This window comes from Streptomyces spiramyceticus, from assembly GCF_028807635.1.
Classification (GTDB): domain Bacteria; phylum Actinomycetota; class Actinomycetes; order Streptomycetales; family Streptomycetaceae; genus Streptomyces; species Streptomyces spiramyceticus.
Window position 1 is genome coordinate 2,784,608 of the sequence record NZ_JARBAX010000001.1, and the last position, 19,982, is coordinate 2,804,589.

The 19,982-nt window shown below is 71.4% G+C and carries 15 protein-coding genes; 2 read left to right on the plus strand and 13 right to left on the minus strand.

The genetic code is table 11. From position 1 onward, the window contains the following. Nucleotides 1-74: 74 nt before the first annotated feature. Nucleotides 75-830: an SIS domain-containing protein gene (locus tag PXH83_RS12405; protein WP_274559820.1), complete on the plus strand. Its 756-nt coding sequence runs from the start codon at nt 75-77 to the stop codon at nt 828-830. A 15-nt stretch (nt 831-845) separates the two neighbouring features. Here the strand turns inward: PXH83_RS12405 and PXH83_RS12410 are convergent, their stop codons facing one another. From PXH83_RS12410 to pdxH, 3 genes are all read right to left on the minus strand, one after another. Then, nucleotides 846-1,277, minus strand: coding sequence for a hypothetical protein (locus PXH83_RS12410; protein ID WP_274559822.1), 432 nt, complete (start codon nt 1,275-1,277; stop codon nt 846-848). Nucleotides 1,278-1,428: 151 nt separating this feature from the next. Further along, on the minus strand, nt 1,429-2,805 hold the full coding sequence (locus tag PXH83_RS12415) for a PAS domain-containing protein (protein ID WP_274559824.1): 1,377 nt from the start codon (nt 2,803-2,805) through the stop codon (nt 1,429-1,431). Nucleotides 2,806-3,181: 376 nt separating this feature from the next. Next, nucleotides 3,182-3,805, minus strand: coding sequence for a pyridoxamine 5'-phosphate oxidase (gene pdxH / locus PXH83_RS12420; protein WP_420803219.1), 624 nt, complete (start codon nt 3,803-3,805; stop codon nt 3,182-3,184). 358 nt (nt 3,806-4,163) lie between these two features. Here pdxH and PXH83_RS12425 point away from each other — a divergent pair, with 358 nt between their 5' ends. Further along, nucleotides 4,164-5,264: a citrate synthase 2 gene (locus tag PXH83_RS12425; protein ID WP_214919440.1), complete on the plus strand. Its 1,101-nt coding sequence runs from the start codon at nt 4,164-4,166 to the stop codon at nt 5,262-5,264. A gap of 128 nt (nt 5,265-5,392) precedes the next feature. Here the strand turns inward: PXH83_RS12425 and PXH83_RS12430 are convergent, their stop codons facing one another. The 10 genes from PXH83_RS12430 to PXH83_RS12475 form a co-directional block, all read right to left on the minus strand. Next, nucleotides 5,393-5,986, minus strand: coding sequence for a TetR/AcrR family transcriptional regulator (locus PXH83_RS12430; protein ID WP_214919439.1), 594 nt, complete (start codon nt 5,984-5,986; stop codon nt 5,393-5,395). Further along, complete coding sequence (locus PXH83_RS12435) at nt 5,974-6,717, minus strand: enoyl-CoA hydratase family protein (RefSeq protein ID WP_274559832.1); 744 nt, start codon at nt 6,715-6,717, stop codon at nt 5,974-5,976. Before PXH83_RS12435 ends, PXH83_RS12430 begins: the two co-directional genes overlap by 13 nt. After that, nucleotides 6,714-8,291 carry a 4-coumarate--CoA ligase family protein gene (locus PXH83_RS12440; RefSeq protein ID WP_274559834.1) on the minus strand — a complete coding sequence of 526 codons (1,578 nt, stop codon included), beginning with the start codon at nt 8,289-8,291 and terminating at the stop codon, nt 6,714-6,716. Before PXH83_RS12440 ends, PXH83_RS12435 begins: the two co-directional genes overlap by 4 nt. Before the next feature lie 128 nt (nt 8,292-8,419). Next, on the minus strand, nt 8,420-9,565 hold the full coding sequence (locus PXH83_RS12445) for an acyl-CoA dehydrogenase family protein (protein ID WP_274559836.1): 1,146 nt from the start codon (nt 9,563-9,565) through the stop codon (nt 8,420-8,422). Continuing rightward, nucleotides 9,562-11,466, minus strand: a complete 1,905-nt coding sequence (locus PXH83_RS12450; RefSeq protein WP_274559838.1) for an ATP-binding protein — start codon at nt 11,464-11,466, stop codon at nt 9,562-9,564. Before PXH83_RS12450 ends, PXH83_RS12445 begins: the two co-directional genes overlap by 4 nt. Nucleotides 11,467-11,495: 29 nt before the next feature. Next, on the minus strand, nt 11,496-13,109 hold the full coding sequence (locus tag PXH83_RS12455) for an acyl-CoA carboxylase subunit beta (RefSeq protein ID WP_274559840.1): 1,614 nt from the start codon (nt 13,107-13,109) through the stop codon (nt 11,496-11,498). A gap of 276 nt (nt 13,110-13,385) precedes the next feature. Further along, nucleotides 13,386-15,068 carry an acyclic terpene utilization AtuA family protein gene (locus tag PXH83_RS12460; RefSeq protein WP_274562792.1) on the minus strand — a complete coding sequence of 561 codons (1,683 nt, stop codon included), beginning with the start codon at nt 15,066-15,068 and terminating at the stop codon, nt 13,386-13,388. Next, nucleotides 15,065-15,961, minus strand: a complete 897-nt coding sequence (locus tag PXH83_RS12465; RefSeq protein WP_274559842.1) for a TIGR03084 family metal-binding protein — start codon at nt 15,959-15,961, stop codon at nt 15,065-15,067. The genes PXH83_RS12460 and PXH83_RS12465 overlap by 4 nt, the downstream gene beginning before the upstream one ends. Nucleotides 15,962-16,077: 116 nt before the next feature. After that, nucleotides 16,078-17,034: an EamA family transporter gene (locus tag PXH83_RS12470; protein ID WP_274559845.1), complete on the minus strand. Its 957-nt coding sequence runs from the start codon at nt 17,032-17,034 to the stop codon at nt 16,078-16,080. Nucleotides 17,035-17,078: 44 nt separating this feature from the next. Further along, a complete protein-coding gene (locus PXH83_RS12475) occupies nt 17,079-19,934 on the minus strand; it encodes an FAD-binding and (Fe-S)-binding domain-containing protein (RefSeq protein WP_274559847.1) in 2,856 nt (951 codons plus the stop codon). Nucleotides 19,935-19,982 lie beyond the last annotated feature (48 nt).

Sequence of the window (19,982 nt, forward strand, 5' to 3'; positions counted from 1 at the left end):
GCCGTATTGACAGCGCACTGGTCCAGACCGCAACGTGAGCGCACCGACGTACCGCTGGAAGGGGCTCCTCCGCGATGAGCGAGAGCAAACTGGCAGGTCAGTTCTTCGACGCTGCGATCGGTCTGCTGCAGCGCGTGCGCAACGAGGAGGCCGACGGCATCGCGGCCGCCGGCGCCGCGATCGCCGACACCGTGGAGGCGGGCGGCCGGCTCTTCGCCTTCGGCGCGGGCCACTCCTCGCTCGCCGCCCAGGACGTCGTCTACCGGGCCGGCGGCCTGGCCCTGATGAACCTGCTCGCCGTGCCCGGCGTCGTCGGTGTTGACGTCATGCCGGCCACGCTGGGCTCCGCCCTTGAGCGTGTCGACGGGCTCGCGGGTGCCGTGCTGGACAGCAGCCCCGCCAGGCCCGGCGACGTACTCGTGATCATCTCGCTGTCCGGGCGCAACGCGCTGCCGGTGGAGATGGCGATGAACGCGCGGGCGCTCGGCCTGAAGGTCATCGGCGTGACGTCGGTGGCGTACGCGAGGGAGACGAAGGCCCGGCACAAGTCGGGCACGTACCTCAAGGACCACTGCGACATCGTGCTCGACAGCAAGATCGCGGTGGGCGACGCGGAGCTCACGGCAGAGGGAATCGAGGCACCGTTCGCCCCGGCGTCCACGGTGGTCACGAGCGCGCTCATGCAGGCGGTCATGGCTACGGCGGCGGGGGAGCTGGCGGAACGGGGCATCGAGCCGCCGTTGCTCCGGTCGGGGAATGTCGACGGGGGCCACGAGTGGAACGGGCGCGTGATGACGGAGTACGGGGACCGGATCTTCTTCCGTCACTAGGACTTGATCCGCAATTCACCAGAGGATGAGCTGCGGGTTGCAGCCGGGGCGGGGGCCGGGCGCTCCAGCGTGGTCACCTTGCGGTGTCTCATCTGGGGTTGCTCGGTCCCGCCGTCCGGCGGTTCGGGGAGCAGAGTGCCGCTGGACGCCGTTCCACACCTCGTCGGCCATGTGCATGGCCAGGGCCTTTGAAGCGTGGTGCTTGAGGTGTCCGGCGTTTTCGAGGTGTTTGTACGCGGACCGTTCCAGGGCTTCGCGGGACAGGCCGAGGCGCTGCCGTACGGCCTTCGCCCCGTCGCGGTCGCGCTCGCACTTCGCCGCCCAGTACGCGTCAACCTTGGCGCGGGCGTCGCGCTGGACGGCCCGCTTGATGTTCCACATGGCGCCGAACAGCTTGTTCAGCCGGTCGAGGTCGCCGGTGTCGGTGACGGCCGGCGGAAGCACCATGACCGACACCATCCCGTCATCGGGCTTGGCCCACTTCGGGGCCTTAGTTCTTCCCACGGAACTTCCGCGCCTGGGCAGCCTGCATCGCCGTCACCTCCCGTCATGCGTTTGAGGAAACGCCCGTAGGGCGTCTGGGGGGACAAGCAGCCGCTCAAGGCGACACGCACTGGGCCAGGTCGATCGCCGACGCCACTCTCACCGCCATGCTCTCCGCGTACGCCGCGTCCGCCCGCTCGAACGCCGCCCGCGTCGGCCCCCGCAGGAACGTCGCCACGCCCAGCGTCCGGCCCCGGCTGCGCAGCACCGTGCACAGGGCGTGCACCGTGTCCTGGGGCCACTGGCGTTGCGTCGCCCAGTCCTCCTGCGCCAGCCCCCCTCCCCCGGCGCTCGCCCGTACCGAGCCGTTGCGGTCCAGGCTCTGGAGCGCGGGGTGGCCCTGGGCGTAGCGGACGGGCAGGCCCGCGGTGTCGGTCACCGGCAGGCACGGGCCCGGTGCGCCGCCCGACGGCGTGGCCGCCACCCGTACCAGGCGGGCCTGGTGCTCCCCCACGGTCAGGTCGATCAGCGCATGGTCGGCGAAGCCCGCGAGCGCGAAGTCCAGGTACGACCTCGCCGCCTCCATCGGGTCCTCGCACTCCGCCGCCGCCCGCCCGGCCCGGTGCAGCTGATTGCCGCGGAAGCGCAGCTGCGCCGCCTCCTGCTGGGCCAGTTTCGCCTCGGTGATGTCCTGGAACAGCCAGCCGACGCCCAACGGCACAGGCTCCTCCGCCAGCGGCGAAGCCAGCCGCAGGAATCCGCTGCGCCAGCACCGCCGCCGCTCGCCCTTCCCGCCGCCCTCGGCCGTACGCAGCGTCACCCACAGCTCGGCGGGAGCGGGCGGTGCCCCTTCCGCCAGTACGTGATGGAGGGCGCCCTCCAGCTCCTCCACGCCCTGGACGATGAGCTCCCCCAAGGGGCGGCCCAGCAGCGACGTACGCCCCGCGCCCAGCGCACGCGCCGCGTGGGCGTTGACGACGGTCGGGCGCAGGTCGACGTCCACGAGGACGACACCCCACGACGCGTCCTCGAAGAGCGCCTCGCTCAGCGCGATCGCCCGCTCCAGGTCGATCTGCGCATGCACCTCGCTGAACGCGCAGTACACCCCGGCCGGCCGGCCCTCCGCGCCCCTGACCCCCGCCGACTGGGTCCGTACGAGAACACGCCCGCCGTCCTTCCTCAGCAACGCGAACTCGTGCACCTGGCGCCCCGGCGCATGCATCGCCGACATCAGCCGCCCCTGCACCTCGTCCGCGTCAGCGGCCCGCGCCGCCCAGCCGGCGAACCCGGCCCGCCCGACGGCTTCGTCGGCCGTCCAGCCGAGGATCCGCTCGGCCTCGCGGTTCCAGTGGGTGATCACCCCGTCCGCGTCGAAGGCGCAGAGCGCGGCGTCCATGCCGTCGAGAAGCGCGGCAAGGAGATCGTCCGAACCGGGCCCTGGCTCGTCGGGACCGAACGCATCGGTGGTCTCGCCAATCCGGGAAGCACTCACCTGGCACCCCCTGCAGGTGTTCGCCTGTGCTGCACTGCACTGAACTTGAAGTGAGGATCATTCAACTGGAACGTGACGCAGCACACACACCGTTCAGTGAAATTCGAGTTTGCCGAAATTCGGTTGAGCGGCGCGGGAACGGCTCCTAGTGTGTGGCTCACGCCGAAAGGAGGTGATCGGGAAGTGATTTCTTTCCGGACTCGTGAGGTGGCTGCGGGCTGACTGCCTGCTGTCGCACTCAGTGCGGTGCCGGCGCTGCCGGCCCAATCCCAAGCAGTCACCGACCCGCGGGCTCGCCGGTAAGTCCGGCCGGCCCCTCCGCAAGGAGGGACCAGAGCCCGCGGGTTTCTGCGTTCCCAACGGTTCGGCCCGCGCCCTACGGGCAGAGCCGCTCCACCCGCCACGCGCTGCCCTCCGCCACGTACCGCAGACGGTCGTGCAGGCGGTTTTCGTGGCCCTGCCAGAATTCCACCGTTTCTGGTGCTACGCGGTATCCGCCCCAGTCCGGCGGCACCGGGACCCGTTCGGTTTCCGGATATCGGGCGGCGAGTTCCTCGTAGCGGGCCAGCAGTTCCTCGCGGGATGCGATCACCGAGGACTGTGCGCTCGCCCACGCGCCCAGTTGTGAGCCGTGCGGGCGGGTGCGGAAATAGGCTGCCGTTTCGTCGCGGCCGATACGGGCGGCCTTGCCGGTGACGATCACCTGGCGGGCGATCTGGTGCCACGGGAAGAGCAGCGAGACGTACGGATTGGCTTCGATTTCGCGGCCCTTGCGGGAGGCGTAGTTCGTGAAGAAAACGAAGCCCCGGCCGTCGTACTGCTTCAGCAGGACCGTGCGCGACGAGGGGCGGCCTTCGGGGGTCGCCGTGGCGACGATCATCGCGTTCGGCTCGTGGAGACCGCCGCGGGCGACTTCCTTGAACCAGTGGTCGAACTGGCCCATGGGCTCGGCCGCGAGCTTCGCCTCGCTGAGGGCTTCGCTGCGGTAGTGCTCACGCATGGCGGCGGGATCGAAATCTCGGTTCGGCACAGGTGCCATCCTGCCGCAGTGCCTCAGTCTGCCCGGCACCCGGTGCCATCAATCCTCCGCGCGGGAAATGGAGCAGTGTGCCGGTAATCACGCTTCCCCGCATAGGCGGAACCGGCCAAAATCTCCCCGTAGGCCACTGTGGCCTCCATACAGCAGGGGATATCGTGCCTGCTCCCGCAGAGGTTGGGTGACCACCGGCCGCGCGGGGCATCACCGGGGTGACCGCCGGCACCTGACAATCTGACGCCGGCGCCTGACACCCAGAGCCGTTCGAGACCTGACATTTGGTCATAAGCCGCTTGTCGCACACATCATGAGGAGCCGCCTGATGTCCGACTTCGTACCCGGACTCGAAGGAGTCGTCGCGTTCGAAACGGAGATCGCAGAACCGGACAAGGAGGGCGGTGCTCTCCGTTACCGGGGGGTCGACATCGAAGACCTCGTCGGGCACGTGTCCTTCGGGAACGTGTGGGGCCTGCTGGTCGACGGTGCGTTCAATCCCGGCCTGCCGCCCGCCGAGCCGTTCCCGATCCCGGTCCACTCCGGTGACATCCGCGTCGACGTGCAGTCCGCGCTGGCGATGCTCGCCCCCGTCTGGGGCCTGAAACCGCTGCTCGACATCGACGAGCAGACGGCGCGGGACGACCTGGCCCGTGCTGCCGTGATGGCGCTGTCGTACGTCGCCCAGTCGGCGCGCGGGCAGGGCCTTCCGATGGTCCCGCAGCGCGAGATCGACAAGGCGGACACCGTCGTCGAGCGCTTCATGAAGCGCTGGCGCGGGGAGCCCGACCCCAAGCACGTCAAGGCCGTCGACGCCTACTGGACATCGGCCGCCGAGCACGGCATGAATGCCTCCACCTTCACTGCCCGGGTCATCGCGTCCACCGGCGCCGATGTCGCGGCCGCCCTGTCGGGTGCGGTCGGTGCCATGTCGGGGCCGCTGCACGGTGGTGCTCCGTCCCGTGTGCTCGGGATGATCGAGGAGATCGAGCGCACGGGTGACGCGACGGCGTACGTGAAGCAGGCCCTGGACAAGGGCGAGCGCCTGATGGGCTTCGGTCACCGCGTGTACCGGGCCGAGGACCCGCGTGCGCGCGTTCTGCGGCGTACGGCGAAGGAGCTCGCGGCGCCGCGCTTCGAGGTCGCCGAGGCGCTGGAGAAGGCGGCTCTGGAGGAGCTGCACTCGCGGCGTCCCGACCGGGTGCTGGCGACGAACGTGGAGTTCTGGGCGGCGATCGTCCTGGACTTCGCGGAGGTCCCGGCGCACATGTTCACGTCGATGTTCACGTGCGCGCGCACGGCCGGGTGGAGTGCCCACATCCTTGAGCAGAAGCGGACCGGACGGCTGGTGCGGCCCTCCGCACGCTACGTCGGTCCCGCGTCGCGCAGCCCGCGCGAGGTCACGGGCTTCGACGACATCGCGCGCTGATCCCGTACGCGCTTATCCCGCACGCGCTTGTCCCGTAAACGAAAGCCCGTACGCGAAAGACCGTACACGAAACGGCGCCGCACCCCCGCTTGGAGGGTGCGGCGCCGTTCAGCTGCGGCTCCGACCGTTCACCGGGTCGTGAGCGCGTCGTCCAGGAGCGTCGCCCACTGCGCCACCACCCTCTTGCGGCGTGCCGCGTCGTCGGTGAGGAGGGTGGCGAGGCCCAGGCCGCGTGCCATGTCGAGGAAGCCCTGGACCGTTTCCCGTACGCCGGGAACGGACTCGTCCGCGCCGAGCAGTTCCACCGCGATCCGGTGCGACTCGCGTCCGACCCGCGCCTCCAGTTCCGTGACGCGGTGGCGGAGCTGCTCCTCGTTGGAGGCGGCGACCCACAGGTGGAGGGCGGCGCGGAAGAGCGGGCCGGTGTAGAGGTCGACGAGGGCGGTGACGACGGCGGTCCGGTTCTGTACGGGAAGGTTGCGCAGGGCGTGCGAGCGTTCCTCGGCGACGTACTCGACGGCCGCCGTGAACAGGTCTTCCCGGGTCGGGAAGTGGTGCTGGGCTGCGCCGCGCGAGACGCCTGCGCGTTCCGCCACGACGGACACCGTGGACCCTGCCCAGCCGCGTTCGGCCAGGCAGGACACGGCGGCTTCGAGCAGGCGCTGCCGGGTGGCCCGGCTGCGGTCCTGCTTGGGCTCCTTCGGAGAAGTCACCACACCCATGCGGGGTCCCGTCGTTCGAGGAATGCCGTCATGCCTTCGCGCGCCTCCGCCGAGGCGAAGAGTGACGCGGACCGCTCGACCAGGTCCTGTGCGTCGCGGTCGAAGGCATCCAGCACCCTAGCCGTGACCAGGCGCTTGGACTCCGCCAGCCCTTGCGGTGAGGCTCTGCGCAGTCCGTCCAGTACGGGGGTGAGCGTGTCGTCCACGTCTTCCCCTGCGGCTGTCAGCAGCCCGATCCGTACCGCCTCGGCCGCGTCGAAGCGTTCCCCGGTGAGGTAGTAGCGGGTGGCGCCACGCGGGTCGAGGCGGGGCAGCAGTGGCATGGAGACGACGGCGGGGGCCAGGCCGAGGCGGGACTCCGTGAAGGCGAAGCTCGCGCCCGGCCCGGCCGCCGAGATGTCGCACGCGCCGAGGAGTCCGAGGCCCCCTGCGCGTACGTGCCCGGTCACCCGTGCCACCACCGGTTTGGGCAGTTCGACCACGGCCCGCATGAGGCCGACGAAGGCGTCCGGGTCGGGCGGCGACCTGAGATCGGCGCCCGCGCAGAAAGTGCCCCCTGTATGGGTCAGCAGAACGGCCCGTACAGCGGGGTCCTTCGCGCACGCGGAGAGGGCGTCGCCGAGCTCGCCGACGAGCCGCGCGGAGAGCGCGTTGCGGTTCGCCGGCGAGTCCAGGGTGAGGGTGGTGATGCCCCGTTCATGGGCGGAACGGATCAGCTGCGGCGGAGTCATGCACGCTCCCTGTCGCGCAGTTCGCGCCTGAGGATCTTGCCGGAGGCCGCCCTCGGCACGCCGTCGACGAATTCGACGCGGCGGACCTTCTTGTACGGGGCGACGCGCTGGGCGACGTACGCCATCACGTCGTCCTCGGTGAGCTGCGCCGACGGCTGCTGGACGACGTACGCCTTGGGCACTTCGTTGCCGTCCTCGTCGTACACACCGATGACGGCCGCGTCGGCGACGGCCTCGTGGGTGAGGAGGAGGGCTTCCAGTTCGGCCGGTGCCACCTGGAAGCCCTTGTACTTGATGAGCTCCTTGACGCGGTCGACGACGAACAGCCAGCCGTCGGCGTCGACGCGTCCGATGTCGCCCGTGTGCACCCACCCCTCGTCGTCGATCATCGCGGCGGTCGCGTCGGGGCGGCCCAGGTAGCCCTTCATCACCTGCGGACCCCGTATGGCGACTTCGCCCGCCTCTCCCACGCCGAGCTCCTTGGTCGGGTCGTCGAGGGAGAGGATGCGCATTTCGGTGCTGGGCAGCAGCTTTCCGACGGCTCCTGGGGGCGGATTCTGAGCGCCGACGGGGACGACGTGCGTGCCGGGGGACAGTTCCGTCATGCCGTACGCCTGCCGGACGGGCGGCAGGCCCAGGCGGCGCGAACAGGCCTGCGCGAGCCGGGCGTCGAGCGGGGCGGCGGCGCTGAGGATGTAGTCGAGGGACGACAGGTCGTAATTCGCTACGGCGGGGTGCTTCGCGAGGGCCAGGACGATCGGCGGGGCGACGTACAGGCCGGTGATGCGGTGCTTCTCGACGGCCGCGAGGAACTGGTCGAGTTCGAAGCGCGGCAGTACGACGACGGTCGCGCCGCCGCGCAGGGGCGCGTTCATGAGCGCCGTGAGGCCGTAGATGTGGAAGAAGGGCAGTACGGCGAGGATGCGGTCGCCGGGGCCCATGGGCATGAAGGGGTGCAGCTGCGCCAGGTTGGTGGCGATGCTGCGGTGCGTGAGCATCACGCCCTTGGGGACGCCGGTCGTCCCGGAGGAGTACGGGAGGGCGGCTGTGTCCTCGGCCGGGTCGATGATGATCTGCGGGTCCGGCGCGTCGGTCGAGGCGAGCATGTCGAGGAGCGAACGGTGCGCTTCCGCGGGGTCGCGGTCGCAGACGAAGATCTCCTCGATCCCGCCGACCATTTCCGCTGCCCTGCGGGCCACGGAAAGGAGCGGCGAGATCGTGACGATCCAGCGGGCGGAGGAGTCGCGGAGCTGTTTGGCGAACTCCTCCGCTGTGGAGAGCGGATGGACGGTGGTGACGGAAGCGCCGGCGCGTGTGGCGCCGAAGAAGGCGGCGGGGAAGGCGACGGTGTTGGGGCTGTGCAGGGCGAGCACATCGCCCTGCCGTAGCCCGGCGTGGGCCAGGCCGGCCGCGATACGGCGGTGGTGGAGGTCGAGTTGGCGATACGTGACGGTGGCGCCGTTCACTCCGTCGATCAGGGCGGCGGTGTCGCCGTACTGGGCGGCGTGGCCGAGTACGGCTTCGTGGATGGGCAGTTCGACGGGGGCTACGGGTGCGTACTCGCTCTGGAACACGGTGACGGTCCCCTCCGGCGCGCAGTAATTGGGTGGTTGGTGCGCGGGGTGACGGCGGTGTTTCCCTTCCCCACCCCGTCCCTTCCCGTTGTGACATTTTGCGGCTGCGGCCGCGTGGGGGCTCCGCCCTAGTACGACTTCGGCAGGCCCAGAGACTGGTGGGAGACGTAATTCAGGATCATTTCACGACTTACCGGTGCGATACGCGCCACCCGCGCCGCCGTGATGAGCGACGCCAGGCCGTACTCGCGGGTGAGGCCGTTGCCGCCCAGCGTGTGCACCGCCTGGTCGACCGCCTTCACGCAGGCCTCGGCGGCGGCGTACTTCGCCATGTTGGCCGCCTCCCCCGCGCCGACGTCGTCCCCCGCGTCGTACAACCGTGCAGCTTTCTGCATCATCAGGCGGGCCAGTTCGAGCTCGATGTGGGCCTGCGCGAGGGGGTGGGCGATGGCCTGGTGGGCGCCGATGGGGGACTTCCACACCTGGCGGGTCTTGGCGTAGTCGACGGCCTTGGCGAGGGCGTAGCGGCCCATGCCGATGGCGAAGGCGGCGGTCATGATGCGCTCGGGATTGAGGCCGGCGAAGAGCTGGAGGAGGCCCGCGTCCTCGTCGCCGACGAGGGCGGACGAGGGCAGTCGTACGTCGTCGATGACGAGCTCGAACTGCTTCTCAGCCGCCTGGAGTTCCATGTCGATCTGCGAGCGCCGGAAGCCTTCCGCATCGCGCGGGACGATGAAGAGGCAGGGTTTGAGGCTGCCGGTCCTGGCGTCCTCGGTGCGGCCGACGATGAGCGTCGCGTCGGCGATGTCGACGCCGGAGATGAAGACCTTGCGGCCGTTGAGGACCCAGCCGTCATCGGCTTTGCGGGCCGTGGTCGTGATGCGGTGGGAGTTGGATCCCGCGTCCGGCTCCGTGATGCCGAAGGCCATCGTGATGCTGCCGTCGGCGAGGCCGGGCAGCCACTGCCGCTTCTGCTCCTCCGTGCCGAAGCGGGCGATCACGGTGCCGCAGATCGCGGGTGAGACGACCATCATGAGGAGGGGACAGCCCGCGGCGCCCAGCTCTTCGAGTACGAGGGAGAGTTCGGCCATGCCGCCGCCTCCGCCGCCGTACTCCTCGGGGAGGTTCACCCCGAGGTACCCGAGCTTGGCGGCTTCCGACCACAGCTCCTGCGGTTCGAATCCGCGGCCGTGGCGCCGGCCGAGGGCGGCGACGGCGTCGCGCAGTGCCTGGTGGTGCTCTGTCGGGTCCGTGTGCGTCGTTTCTGTGCTCATTTCTGGGCCTCCTGTGGCTCTTCTACGACAGCGAGCAGGGCGCCGACCTCGACCTGACGGCCGACGGCGGCGTGGAGTGCGGCGAGCGTGCCGGAGGCGGGAGCGGTGATGCGGTGCTCCATCTTCATGGCCTCCAGCCAGACGAGGGCCTGGCCCGCCTCGACCCGGTCGCCGGGCGCGAGCCCTTCGGCGACGCGGACGACGGTGCCGGGCATGGGCGCGAGGAGCGAGCCGGGTGCGGTGCGGGTGGTGGGGTCGGGGAAGCGTGGGCGGGGGGTGAGGGTGTACGTCCCGTCGGCGCCGTCGACGTACACCTGGCCGGGGTGTGCGCTGACGTCGAAGTGCCGTACGACGCCGTCGGTTTCGAGGGTGACCCGGGTGGATGTCGCGCTGATGACCCGTACGCCCGGCGCGTCTTCGACGGTGAACCCGTCGCGGGTGGCGCGGTAGCGGACCTCGTGGTCCCCGTACGCCTTGGTCTGCGGCTGCGAGGGTACGTTCCGGAAGCCCCCGAAGCGGCCGCTGCGGCGGGCGGCGTCGGCGAGGGCGGCGGCTGTGGCTGCGTGGCGTTCGCCGTCGTCGTCGGCGGGTGCCGGGGCGGTGAGTTCGCCGAGGTGGCGGTCGTAGAAGCCGGTGTCGATGCGGGTGTCCGCGAACTCCGGGTGACGGAGGGAGCGTACGAGCAGCTCACGGTTGGTGACGGGGCCGTGGATACGGGCCCGCCGCAGGGCGTGCGCCAGTTTGCGGACCGCTTCGGCGCGGGTGGGGGCGTGGGCGACGATCTTGGCGACCATGGGGTCGTAGTGGACGCCGATGCGGTCGCCGTCGGCGTACCCGGTGTCGAGCCGGACGCTGCCCGGGACGTCCAGCCGGCGCAGCACTCCCGTCTGGGGCTGCCAGTCCCTGGCCGGGTCCTCCGCGTACAGCCGGGCCTCGACCGCGTGGCCGCTCGGCGCCGGGGGCTCGGGGTCGAGGCGCTCGCCCTCGGCGACGCGGAGCTGGAGGGCGACCAGGTCGAGGCCGAAGACCGCTTCTGTGACGGGGTGTTCGACCTGGAGGCGGGTGTTCATTTCCAGGAAGTACGCCCGCCCTTCGGCGGAGACGAGGAACTCGACCGTGCCCGCGCCCCGGTAGCCGACCGCGCGGGCAGCCGCTGTGGCGGCGTCGTGGAGTTCGTGCCGGAGGGCGTCGGGGAGACCCGGGGCGGGTGCCTCCTCGATGACCTTCTGGTGACGGCGCTGGAGGGAACAGTCGCGGGTGCCGAGTGCCCATACGGTGCCGTGGTCGTCGGCCATGACCTGGACCTCGACGTGGCGGCCCCGTTCGACGTACGGCTCGATGAAGACCTCGCCGTCGCCGAAGGCGCCGGCCGCCTCGGCACGGGCGGCCTCCAGCTCGGCGGGGAGTGCGCCGATTTCACGTACGACGCGCATACCGCGGCCGCCGCCGCCCGCCGCCGCCTTCACCAGCACGGGGAGGTCGGCCTCGGTGACCTCCGCCAGCGGGGCGAGCAGCGGTACGCCTGCCGCTGCCATCAGTTCCTTGGCGCGGGTCTTGGACGCCATGGCCTCGACGGCCTCGGGGGGCGGCCCGATCCACACCAGACCGGCGTCGAGGACGGCGCGCGCGAAGTCGGCGTTCTCGGACAGGAAGCCGTACCCGGGGTGTACGGCGTCCGCGCCCGCGGCGAGCGCGGCCTTCACGATCAGGTCGCCGCGCAGGTACGTGTCGGCGGGGGCCGCGCCGGGGAGTCGTACGGCGGCGTCCGCCTCGCGTACGTGCAGGGCATCCGTATCGGGGTCGGAGTGGACCGCGACCGTTTCGATGCCCAGCTCACGGCAGGTGCGGAAGACGCGGCAGGCGATCTCGCCACGGTTGGCGACCAGGACTGACTCGATCATCTTCACTCCCATCACTCCTCTCACTCCCCTCACATCCGGAAGATTCCGAAGCCGCCGCGGGCTCCTTCGACGGGCGCGGTATGGATGGCCGACAGGCAGAGGCCGAGGACGGTGCGGGTGTCGCGCGGGTCTATGACCCCGTCGTCGTACAGCCGCCCGGACAGGAACATGGGGAGCGATTCGGACTCGATCTGCTGCTCCACCATGGCGCGCAGCCCGGCGTCGGCCTCGGCAGCCTTGTCGTCGTACGGCTGCCCCTTCGCGGCGGCGGATGCGCGGGCGACGATCGACAGGACGCCGGCGAGCTGCTGCGGGCCCATGACGGCGGACTTGGCGCTCGGCCAGGCGAAGAGGAAGCGCGGGTCGTACGCCCGGCCGCACATGCCGTAGTGACCGGCTCCGTACGAGGCGCCCATCAGGACGGACAGGTGCGGGACCCGGGAATTGGACACCGCGTTGATCATCATTGCGCCGTGCTTGATGATGCCGCCCTGCTCGTACTCCTTGCCGACCATGTAGCCGGTGGTGTTGTGGAGGAAGAGGAGCGGTACGTCGCGCTGGTTGGCCAGCTGGATGAACTGCGCGGCCTTCTGCGACTCGGCGGAGAACAGCACGCCCTGGGCATTGGCGAGGATGCCGACGGGGTAGCCGTGGAGCCGGGCCCATCCCGTGACGAGGCTCGGTCCGTAGAGCGGCTTGAATTCGTCGAAGTCCGAGCCGTCGACGATACGGGCGATGACCTCGCGGGGGTCGAAGGGGGCTTTGAGGTCGCCGGGGACGATGCCGAGGAGTTCGTCCTGGTCGTACTTGGGCGGCTGCGCCTCGCCCGGGCCCGGATCGGCTTGCGCCTTGCGCCAGTTGAGCCGGGCGACGATGCGGCGGGCCTGGCGCAGGGCGTCCGGCTCGTCGAGGGCGAAGTAGTCGGCGAGGCCGGAGGTGCGGGCGTGCATTTCGGCGCCGCCGAGCGATTCGTCGTCGCTCTCTTCGCCGGTGGCCATCTTCACGAGCGGAGGGCCGCCCAGGAAGACCTTCGAGCGCTCCTTGATCATGACGGTGTGGTCGGACATGCCGGGGACGTACGCCCCGCCCGCCGTCGAGTTGCCGAAGACGACCGCGATGGTCGGGATGCCGGCGGCGGAGAGCCGGGTGATGTCGCGGAAGAGGGCGCCGCCGGGGATGAAGATCTCCTTCTGGGAAGGCAGATCGGCGCCGCCGGACTCTACGAGGCTGATGCAGGGCAGGCGGTTGGCGTACGCGATTTCGTTGGCCCGCAGTGCTTTTTTGAGCGTCCAGGGGTTGGAGGCTCCGCCGCGTACGGTCGGGTCGTTGGCGGTGACGAGGCACTCGACGCCTTCCACTACGCCGATGCCGGTGACGATGGATGCGCCGACGGGGTAGTCGCTGCCCCACGCTGCGAGCGGCGACAGCTCCAGGAAGGGGGTGTCGGGGTCGAGGAGCAGCTCGATGCGCTCGCGGGCGAGGAGCTTGCCGCGTTTGCGGTGGCGGTCGACGTATTTTGGGCCGCCGCCGGCGAGGGCTTTGGCGTGTTCGGTGTGGAGCTCGGTCAGCTTGGCTTGCATGGCGGTGCGGTTGGTGGCGTATTCGGGGCCCTGTGTGTCGAGGGCCGAAGGCAGTACGGTCACGCGATCCCCTCCTGGTTGTGAACGTGGCTGGTCGGGGTGCTGTGCGTGCGGGTTGCCTGCGGCGCGTTTCTCCTACCCGCCCCTTCCCGAACTGGGGCTCCGCCCCAGACCCCGCTCCTCAAACGCCGGAGAGGCTGGTACTCCAGGGGGCCTGGGGGCTTGCCCCTCACGCGGCGGAGCCGCAAATGTCGCAGCCGGGAAGGGGTGGGTAGGGGAACTGCGCCGCAGGCAGCCCGCACCCAATGACCACCCGCACCCGCATCGCCACCTCCGCCCTCACAGCAACCCCACCGGCACATCCACCCACCGCGACCGCAGCCACTCCCCCACCCCCTTCGCCTGCGGGTCGAAACGGGACTGCGAGGCCACCCCCTCGCCCAGCAAGCCCGTCACCACGAAGTTCAGCGCCCGCAGGTTCGGCAGCGCATGCCTGGTCACCGGCAACCCGGCCGTCTCCGGGAGCAGTTCGCGGAAGCGGTCCACCGTCAGCTCGTGCGCCAGCCACGCCCACGCCTCGTCCGACCTGACCCACACCCCGACATTCGCGTCCCCGCCCTTGTCGCCGCTACGAGCGCCCGCGACCAGCCCCAGCGGCGCCCTGCGCTTCGGCCCGGTGGGGGCACGCGCTGGCGCAGGGGGCTCCTCCACCGGCTCAAGTGCCTTCGTACGCACCGGGTGCCGCACCTCCACCCGCGCCCCGTCCGGCAGCACCGCGACGTGCGCCACCTCCCCCGGGTCCACGTACTGCGCTTCGAAGACCCCATAGGGCGCCCCCTTGCCCGGGGGCGCCGTCACGTGGAAGCCGGGGTAGCTGCCGAGCGCCAGCTCGATCGCCGCGCTGCTCACCGCCCTCCCTACCGCCGCCGGATCCGGGTCCCGTACGACCAGCCGCAGCAGCGCGCTCGCGCACTCCTCCGTGGGCGCGTCCGGCCGCTCCGTGCGGGCGAGTTCCCACCGCACCTCCGCCGGCCGGCGCTTGCCGAAGGCGTCGTCCAGTTGTTCGCGTACCAGCCGCGCCTTGGCTTCCACGTCGAGGCCGGTCAGTACGAACAGGACCTCGTTGCGCCAGCCGCCGATCCGGTTCAGCCCGACCTTGAGGGTCGACGGCGGCGCCTCGCCCCGTACGCCGGAGATCCGCACCCGGTCGGGCCCGTCCTGCGTCAGCCGTACGGTGTCGAGCCGGGCCGTGACGTCGGGGCCCGCGTAACGGGCGCCCCCGGTCTCGTACAGCAGTTGCGCCGTCACCGTGCCGACGTCCACGACGCCGCCCGTACCGTCGTGTTTGGTGATTACGGAGGTGCCGTCCGCGTAGATCTCCGCCACCGGAAAGCCGGGGCGCCGCACATCGTGCTCGCCGAAGAAGGAGTAGTTGCCGCCGGTGGCCTGCGTCCCGCACTCCAGCACGTGCCCGGCGACCACCGCCCCGGCAAGTCGGTCGTAGGAGCCCGAGCCTTCCGGCTCCCACCCGTACCGCCACGCCGCCGGCCCGCTGACCAGTGCCGCGTCCGTGACGCGCCCCGTCACCACCACGTCCGCACCCGCCCTCAGGCACTCGGCGATTCCGGCGCCACCGAGATACGCGTTGGCGGTCAGCGCGCCTTCGGGCAGCGGCAGGCTGTCGCCCTCGACATGCGCGACCCGCACCGGCACGCCGACCCGGTCGGCCAACTCCCGTACGGCATCGGCCAGTCCGGCCGGGTTGAGCCCGCCCGCATTGGCGACGATTTTCACGCCCCGTCCGTGCGCGAGCCCGAGGTTCTCCTCCAGCTGCCGCAGGAACGTCTTGGCGTAGCCGAGCCGGGGGTCTTTCAGCCGGTCCCTGCCCAGGATGAGCATGGTCAGTTCGGCGAGGTAATCACCGGTCAGTACGTCGAGTTCGCCGCCGGTGAGCATCTCCCTCATCGCGTCGAACCGGTCGCCGTAGAAGCCGGACGCGTTGCCGATGCGGAGCACCCTCAGGCCTCCTTGTGCCGGGTACGCCGAGGCGCGCGCCCCGCGCCCGCCGGTCCCGCGAAGGCCTGCGCGATGTCCAGCCACCGGTCCGCATCGGGGCCCTCCGCCCGTACCGCCAGATCGTCGCGGTGCGCCCGCTGGGTCACCAGCAGGCAGAAGTCGAGCGCCGGGCCGGTGACGCGCTGGCGGGCGTCCTCAGGGCCGTACGCCCACACTCCCGCACCGTCTGAACCGTCCGACGCACCGTCCGATGCACCGTCCGGCCCTTCCCCAAGTTCTCGGCTTCGCTCGAACAGGGGAGACCCCATTGGCGCGGACGGCGGGTCCAACTCGACCCGGAACTCCTCCTCCGGCACCGCGAGACCCCGCACAAAGAAGGCGTAGCCGCGCGCCCGCACCCCGATGCGTGCCACGTGCCGCAGCCGCGCCGTCGGTTCGCGTCGTACGCCCACCGCGTCGGCGATGTCCTGACCGTGCGCCCAGGTCTCCATCAGCCGCCCCGTGGCCATCGAGGCGGCGCTCATCGGCGGCCCGTACCAGGGGAAACGCACCCCGGCCGGCGCCGCCCGCAGTGCGCGCTGCAACTGCTCGCGCCCGTCGCGCCACCACGCCAGCAGTTCGTCGACCGGCAGCTCCGCCCCCGCTTCGGCGCCTTCGTCGACGAAGCGCTCGGGCGCGGCCAGCGCCTTGTCCGTCTCCGCCGCGAAGGCCTCGGGGTCGGTGACGGACAGCAGCGCCGCCGTGTCCGTCCAGGCGAGGTGTGCGATCTGGTGGGCGACTGTCCAGCGCGGCGCGGGTGTGGCGAGCGACCACTGCTTGTTGCTCAAGCCCCCGACCAGCTGGTCGAGTTCGTCCCCTTCCGCACGGAGATCGTCGAGCACGGCTGCCGGATCGGACACGTTGCGCTCCCCTCGGGGTAGGGCGGTGTGTCCGGGAGCATGGCAGCCCCACGAGAAACAAGCAAGCGTGCTTGCATTGTTTATTCGAGCGCTTGCGGCTGTCTGTGCGAAGCGAATCAGTCAGAGGGCTTGGACCGCCGTTGACGCGACTGGCTCCGCACCGCGCCCATGCTCGCGCCGATGACCAGCGCGATCGCCAGCGCGTCGGTCGTCGAGAGGGCCTGGCTCAGGACCAGGAAGCCGGCGACGGCCGCGATGGCCGGTTCCAGGCTCATCAGTACGGCGAACGTCGCGGCAGGCAGTCGGCGCAGCGCCAGCAGCTCCAGCGTGTAGGGCAGCACGGACGAAAGCAGGGCGACCGCCGCCCCCAGGGCCAGAGTCGTCGGCTCGAACAGCTTCGTGCCGGACTCGGCGAGCCCGAGCGGCAGGCTCAGCACCGCCGCCACCGCCATCGCGAGCGCCAGCCCGTCCGCCTGCGGGAACCGGCGCCCGGTCCGCGCGCTGAAGAGGATGTACGCCGCCCAGCAACCGCCCGCCCCGAGCGCGTAGGCGGCGCCGACCGGATCCAGCCGGTCGAAGCCGCCGCCACTGAGCAGCGCGACGCCGCCCAGCGCCAGCGCGGCCCATACGACGCTCATCGCGCGCCGGGACGCGAACACGGAGAGGGCGAGCGGGCCGAGCACCTCCAGGGTCACGGCGACGCCCAGCGGGAGCCGCTCCAGCGACTGGTAGAAGAGGCCGTTCATGCCGGCCATCGCGAGCCCGAAGGCGCCGATGGTGCCCCAGTCGGCGCGGGCGTAACCCCGCACCCGGGGGCGACACACGACGAGCAGGATCACGGCCGCGACGGCGAGCCGTACAGCGACGACGCCCGCCGCGCCCGTGCGGGGCATCAGCGTGACGGCGACAGCGGACCCGAACTGCACGGAAAGGCCCCCCGCCACCACCATCGCGACCGGCCCGAGCCGGGCACCGATGCCCGCGGCGCGGGTGGGCGCGGGGGCGGGGGCGACGGCCCCCGGTATTTCGGCGGCAGGGGCGGAGGCGGGCGCGGCGGAGGTGGGCTGGTCCATACGTCCACGTTAAGGGGAACAGCACCGTCACCCGTCCACACCCATTACTGGCGCTCGGCCTCCGGCCCCTCCACCGGCCCCTCCGCCGGCCCGTCGTTCAGCCCGTCCGCCAGCACCTCGGCCAGGTGCCTCGCCCGCCGTCCCACCAGCTGCTCCAGCTGCGTACGGCACGAGAAGCCGTCCGCCAGGAGCTCCGTGCCCTCCGCCGCTTGCCGTACGGACGGCAGCAGCTGTTCCTCCGCACAGGCGACCGACACGTCGTAGTGGCCGCGCTCGAAGCCGAAGTTCCCGGCGAGGCCGCAGCAGCCGCCGCTCAGGCCGCCCGTGAGGCCGGCGCGCTCGCGCAGGCGCTGCTCCGCGCCGTCGCCCAGGATCGCGTGCTGGTGGCAGTGCGTCTGGCCGGCCACGGGGCGGTCGATCCTCGGCGGCTGCCAGTGCGGGGCGTACTCCTCAAGGACCTGGGCGAAGGTCCGTACGGACCGGGCGAGGGCGGCGGCCCTCGGGTCGTCGGGGAGCAGCTCGGGGAGGTCGGCCTTGAGCGCGGCCGCGCAGCTCGGCTCCAGTACCACGAGGGGCAGTCCGGCGGCCCGTTCCATGCCGTCCAGGGTGCGGCGCATCACTGCGCGGGCCCGGGCGAGCTGTCCGGTCGATACGTACGTCAGCCCACAGCACAGCTGCTGCGGCGGCATCGCGACCCGCAGCCCGGCCGCTTCGAGCACGCGCACGGCGGCCCGGCCGACGTCCGGGGAGAGGTGGTTGGTGAAGGTGTCGGGCCACAGGACGACAGTCGTTGTACTGGCCCGCTCAGCACCGCCGTCGGCCCTGTTCCGGGCGCGCCACCAGGACCTGAGCGTCCTGGGCGCCGGGCTCGGCAGGTCCCGTTCCGGCGCGATGCCGCCCAGGCGCTTGGCGGCGGCGGCGAGCGGCCGTACCCGGGCGGCGGGGCCCAGTACGCGGGCCAAGGGGGCAGCCGCGCGCAGCCACAGGGGCAGCCATCCCATGGCGTAGTGGGCGGCGGGGCGCAACCGCCCCTTGTAGTGGTGGTGCAGGAATTCCGCCTTGTACGTCGCCATGTCGACGCCGACCGGGCAGTCGGTCCTGCACCCCTTGCAGGACAGGCACAGGTCCAGGGCGCCCCGTACCTCCTCCGACCGCCAGCCGTCGGTGACGACTTCGCCCGCGAGCATTTCGTGCAGCAAGCGGGCCCGGCCGCGCGTGGAGTGCTGTTCGTCGCCGGTGGCGCGGAAGGAGGGGCACATGACGCCGGGACCGGCCGCCGATTCGGTGCGGCACTTGGCCACGCCCACGCAGCGGCGTACGGCGGCCGAGAAGTCGCCGTCGTCGTGGGGGTAGCCGAAGACGACGTCGACGGGCTTCTTGGGGAGGACGGCGAAGCGGAGGTTGTCGTCGAGGCGGGCGGGGCGGGCCAGCATCCCCGGGTTCATGCCGCCGGCCGGGTCCCACACGTCCTTGAAGCGGCCGAAGAGGGCGACGAGCTCGTCGCCGTACATTTTGGGCAGCAGCTCGGCGCGTGCCTGGCCGTCGCCGTGTTCGCCGGAGAGCGATCCACCGTGCGCGACGACGAGTTCCGCCTGTTCCTGCGAGAACCTCCGGAACCGCCGTACGCCGATTTCGCTGAGCAGGTCGAAGTCGATACGGACATGGATACAGCCGTCGCCGAAGTGGCCGTACGGCGTGCCACGCAGACCGTGCTCGGCCAGCAAGGCCCTGAAGTCGCGCAGATACCGGCCCAGCCGGGCGGGCGGTACGGCGCAGTCCTCCCACCCCGGCCATGCCTCGCTCCCGTCGGGCATCCGTGTCGCGGTGCCGCTGGCGTCCTCCCGGATGCGCCACAGGGCGCGCTGTTCCGCCGGGTCGGTGACGACCGCGCCGCCCAGTGCCTCGGCCGCCTTGACCAACTGTTCGGCGTGGGAGCGGGCTTCGGCGGGCGAGTCTCCGCCCATCTCCACGAAGAGCCAGGCGGTGCCGCGCGGCAGCAGCATCCGCTCCTGGGCGGGCACCAGGTCCTCGGCCATGCCTTCGACGGTCAGCGGCCCGTACGGGAGGAGGGTGGGCGCGGCTTCGGCGGCGGCGCTCTCACCGGCGTAACCGAGCACGGCGAGCGCCCGGGCGCGGGGCGCTTCCACCAGCCGTACGGTCGCTTCGGTCAGCACGCCGAGGGTGCCTTCACTGCCGCAGAACGCGCGGGCCAGGTCGACGCCCTTCTCGGGGAGCAGTGCGTCCATCGCGTACCCGGAGATACGGCGGGGCAGTTCGGGGAATCCGGTGCGCAGGAGGGCGAGGTTGCTGTCCACCAGGGCGCGCAGTCCTTCGGGCGCCCCGTCCCACCCCTCCCTCAGGCGCAGGAGATCGCCTCCGTAACTGACGACCGACAGGCGGCGGACATTGTCGGCGGTCGTTCCCCAGGCGACCGAGTGCGAACCGCACGAGTTGTTGCCGATCATTCCGCCGAGCGTGCAGCGGCTGTGCGTCGACGGGTCGGGACCGAAGGTCAGGCCGTGCGCTCCCGCAGCCGCCCGCAGGTCGTCGAGGACGACACCCGGCTGGACCACGGCGGTACGGGACGCCGGGTCCAGGTCAACGACGGTCCGCATGTGGCGGGTGAAGTCGAGGACCACGCCCGTACCTGTCGCCTGTCCCGCTATCGACGTCCCGCCGCCGCGCGGCACGACAGGCACCCCGTGCGCCCGGCAGACGGCGAGGGCGGCGGCCACGTCGTCGGCGTCGCGCGGGGCGACGACGCCGAGCGGGACGCGCCGGTAGTTGGAGGCGTCCATGGTCATGAGGGCGCGGGCCGCGGCGTCGAAGGCGACCTCTCCGCGTACGGCCTGGTTCAGCTCGCGCGCCAGAGCTGACGTGTCGTCCCGCTTTTCAGCCATGCACTCCAGGATGCCCCCGGGGCCTTCGCCGCACCTCGTATCCGGCCG

Coding starts and splice junctions, on each gene's coding strand:
- PXH83_RS12405 (WP_274559820.1), top strand. CDS start 75: ATGAGCGAGAGCAAACTGGCAGGTCAGTTCTTCGACGCTGCGATCGGT.
- PXH83_RS12410 (WP_274559822.1), bottom strand. CDS start 1,277: ATGGTGCTTCCGCCGGCCGTCACCGACACCGGCGACCTCGACCGGCTG.
- pdxH (WP_420803219.1), bottom strand. CDS start 3,805: ATGCGTGAGCACTACCGCAGCGAAGCCCTCAGCGAGGCGAAGCTCGCG.
- PXH83_RS12425 (WP_214919440.1), top strand. CDS start 4,164: ATGTCCGACTTCGTACCCGGACTCGAAGGAGTCGTCGCGTTCGAAACG.
- PXH83_RS12430 (WP_214919439.1), bottom strand. CDS start 5,986: ATGGGTGTGGTGACTTCTCCGAAGGAGCCCAAGCAGGACCGCAGCCGG.
- PXH83_RS12435 (WP_274559832.1), bottom strand. CDS start 6,717: ATGACTCCGCCGCAGCTGATCCGTTCCGCCCATGAACGGGGCATCACC.
- PXH83_RS12445 (WP_274559836.1), bottom strand. CDS start 9,565: ATGAGCACAGAAACGACGCACACGGACCCGACAGAGCACCACCAGGCA.
- PXH83_RS12450 (WP_274559838.1), bottom strand. CDS start 11,466: ATGATCGAGTCAGTCCTGGTCGCCAACCGTGGCGAGATCGCCTGCCGC.
- PXH83_RS12470 (WP_274559845.1), bottom strand. CDS start 17,034: ATGGACCAGCCCACCTCCGCCGCGCCCGCCTCCGCCCCTGCCGCCGAA.
- PXH83_RS12475 (WP_274559847.1), bottom strand. CDS start 19,934: ATGGCTGAAAAGCGGGACGACACGTCAGCTCTGGCGCGCGAGCTGAAC.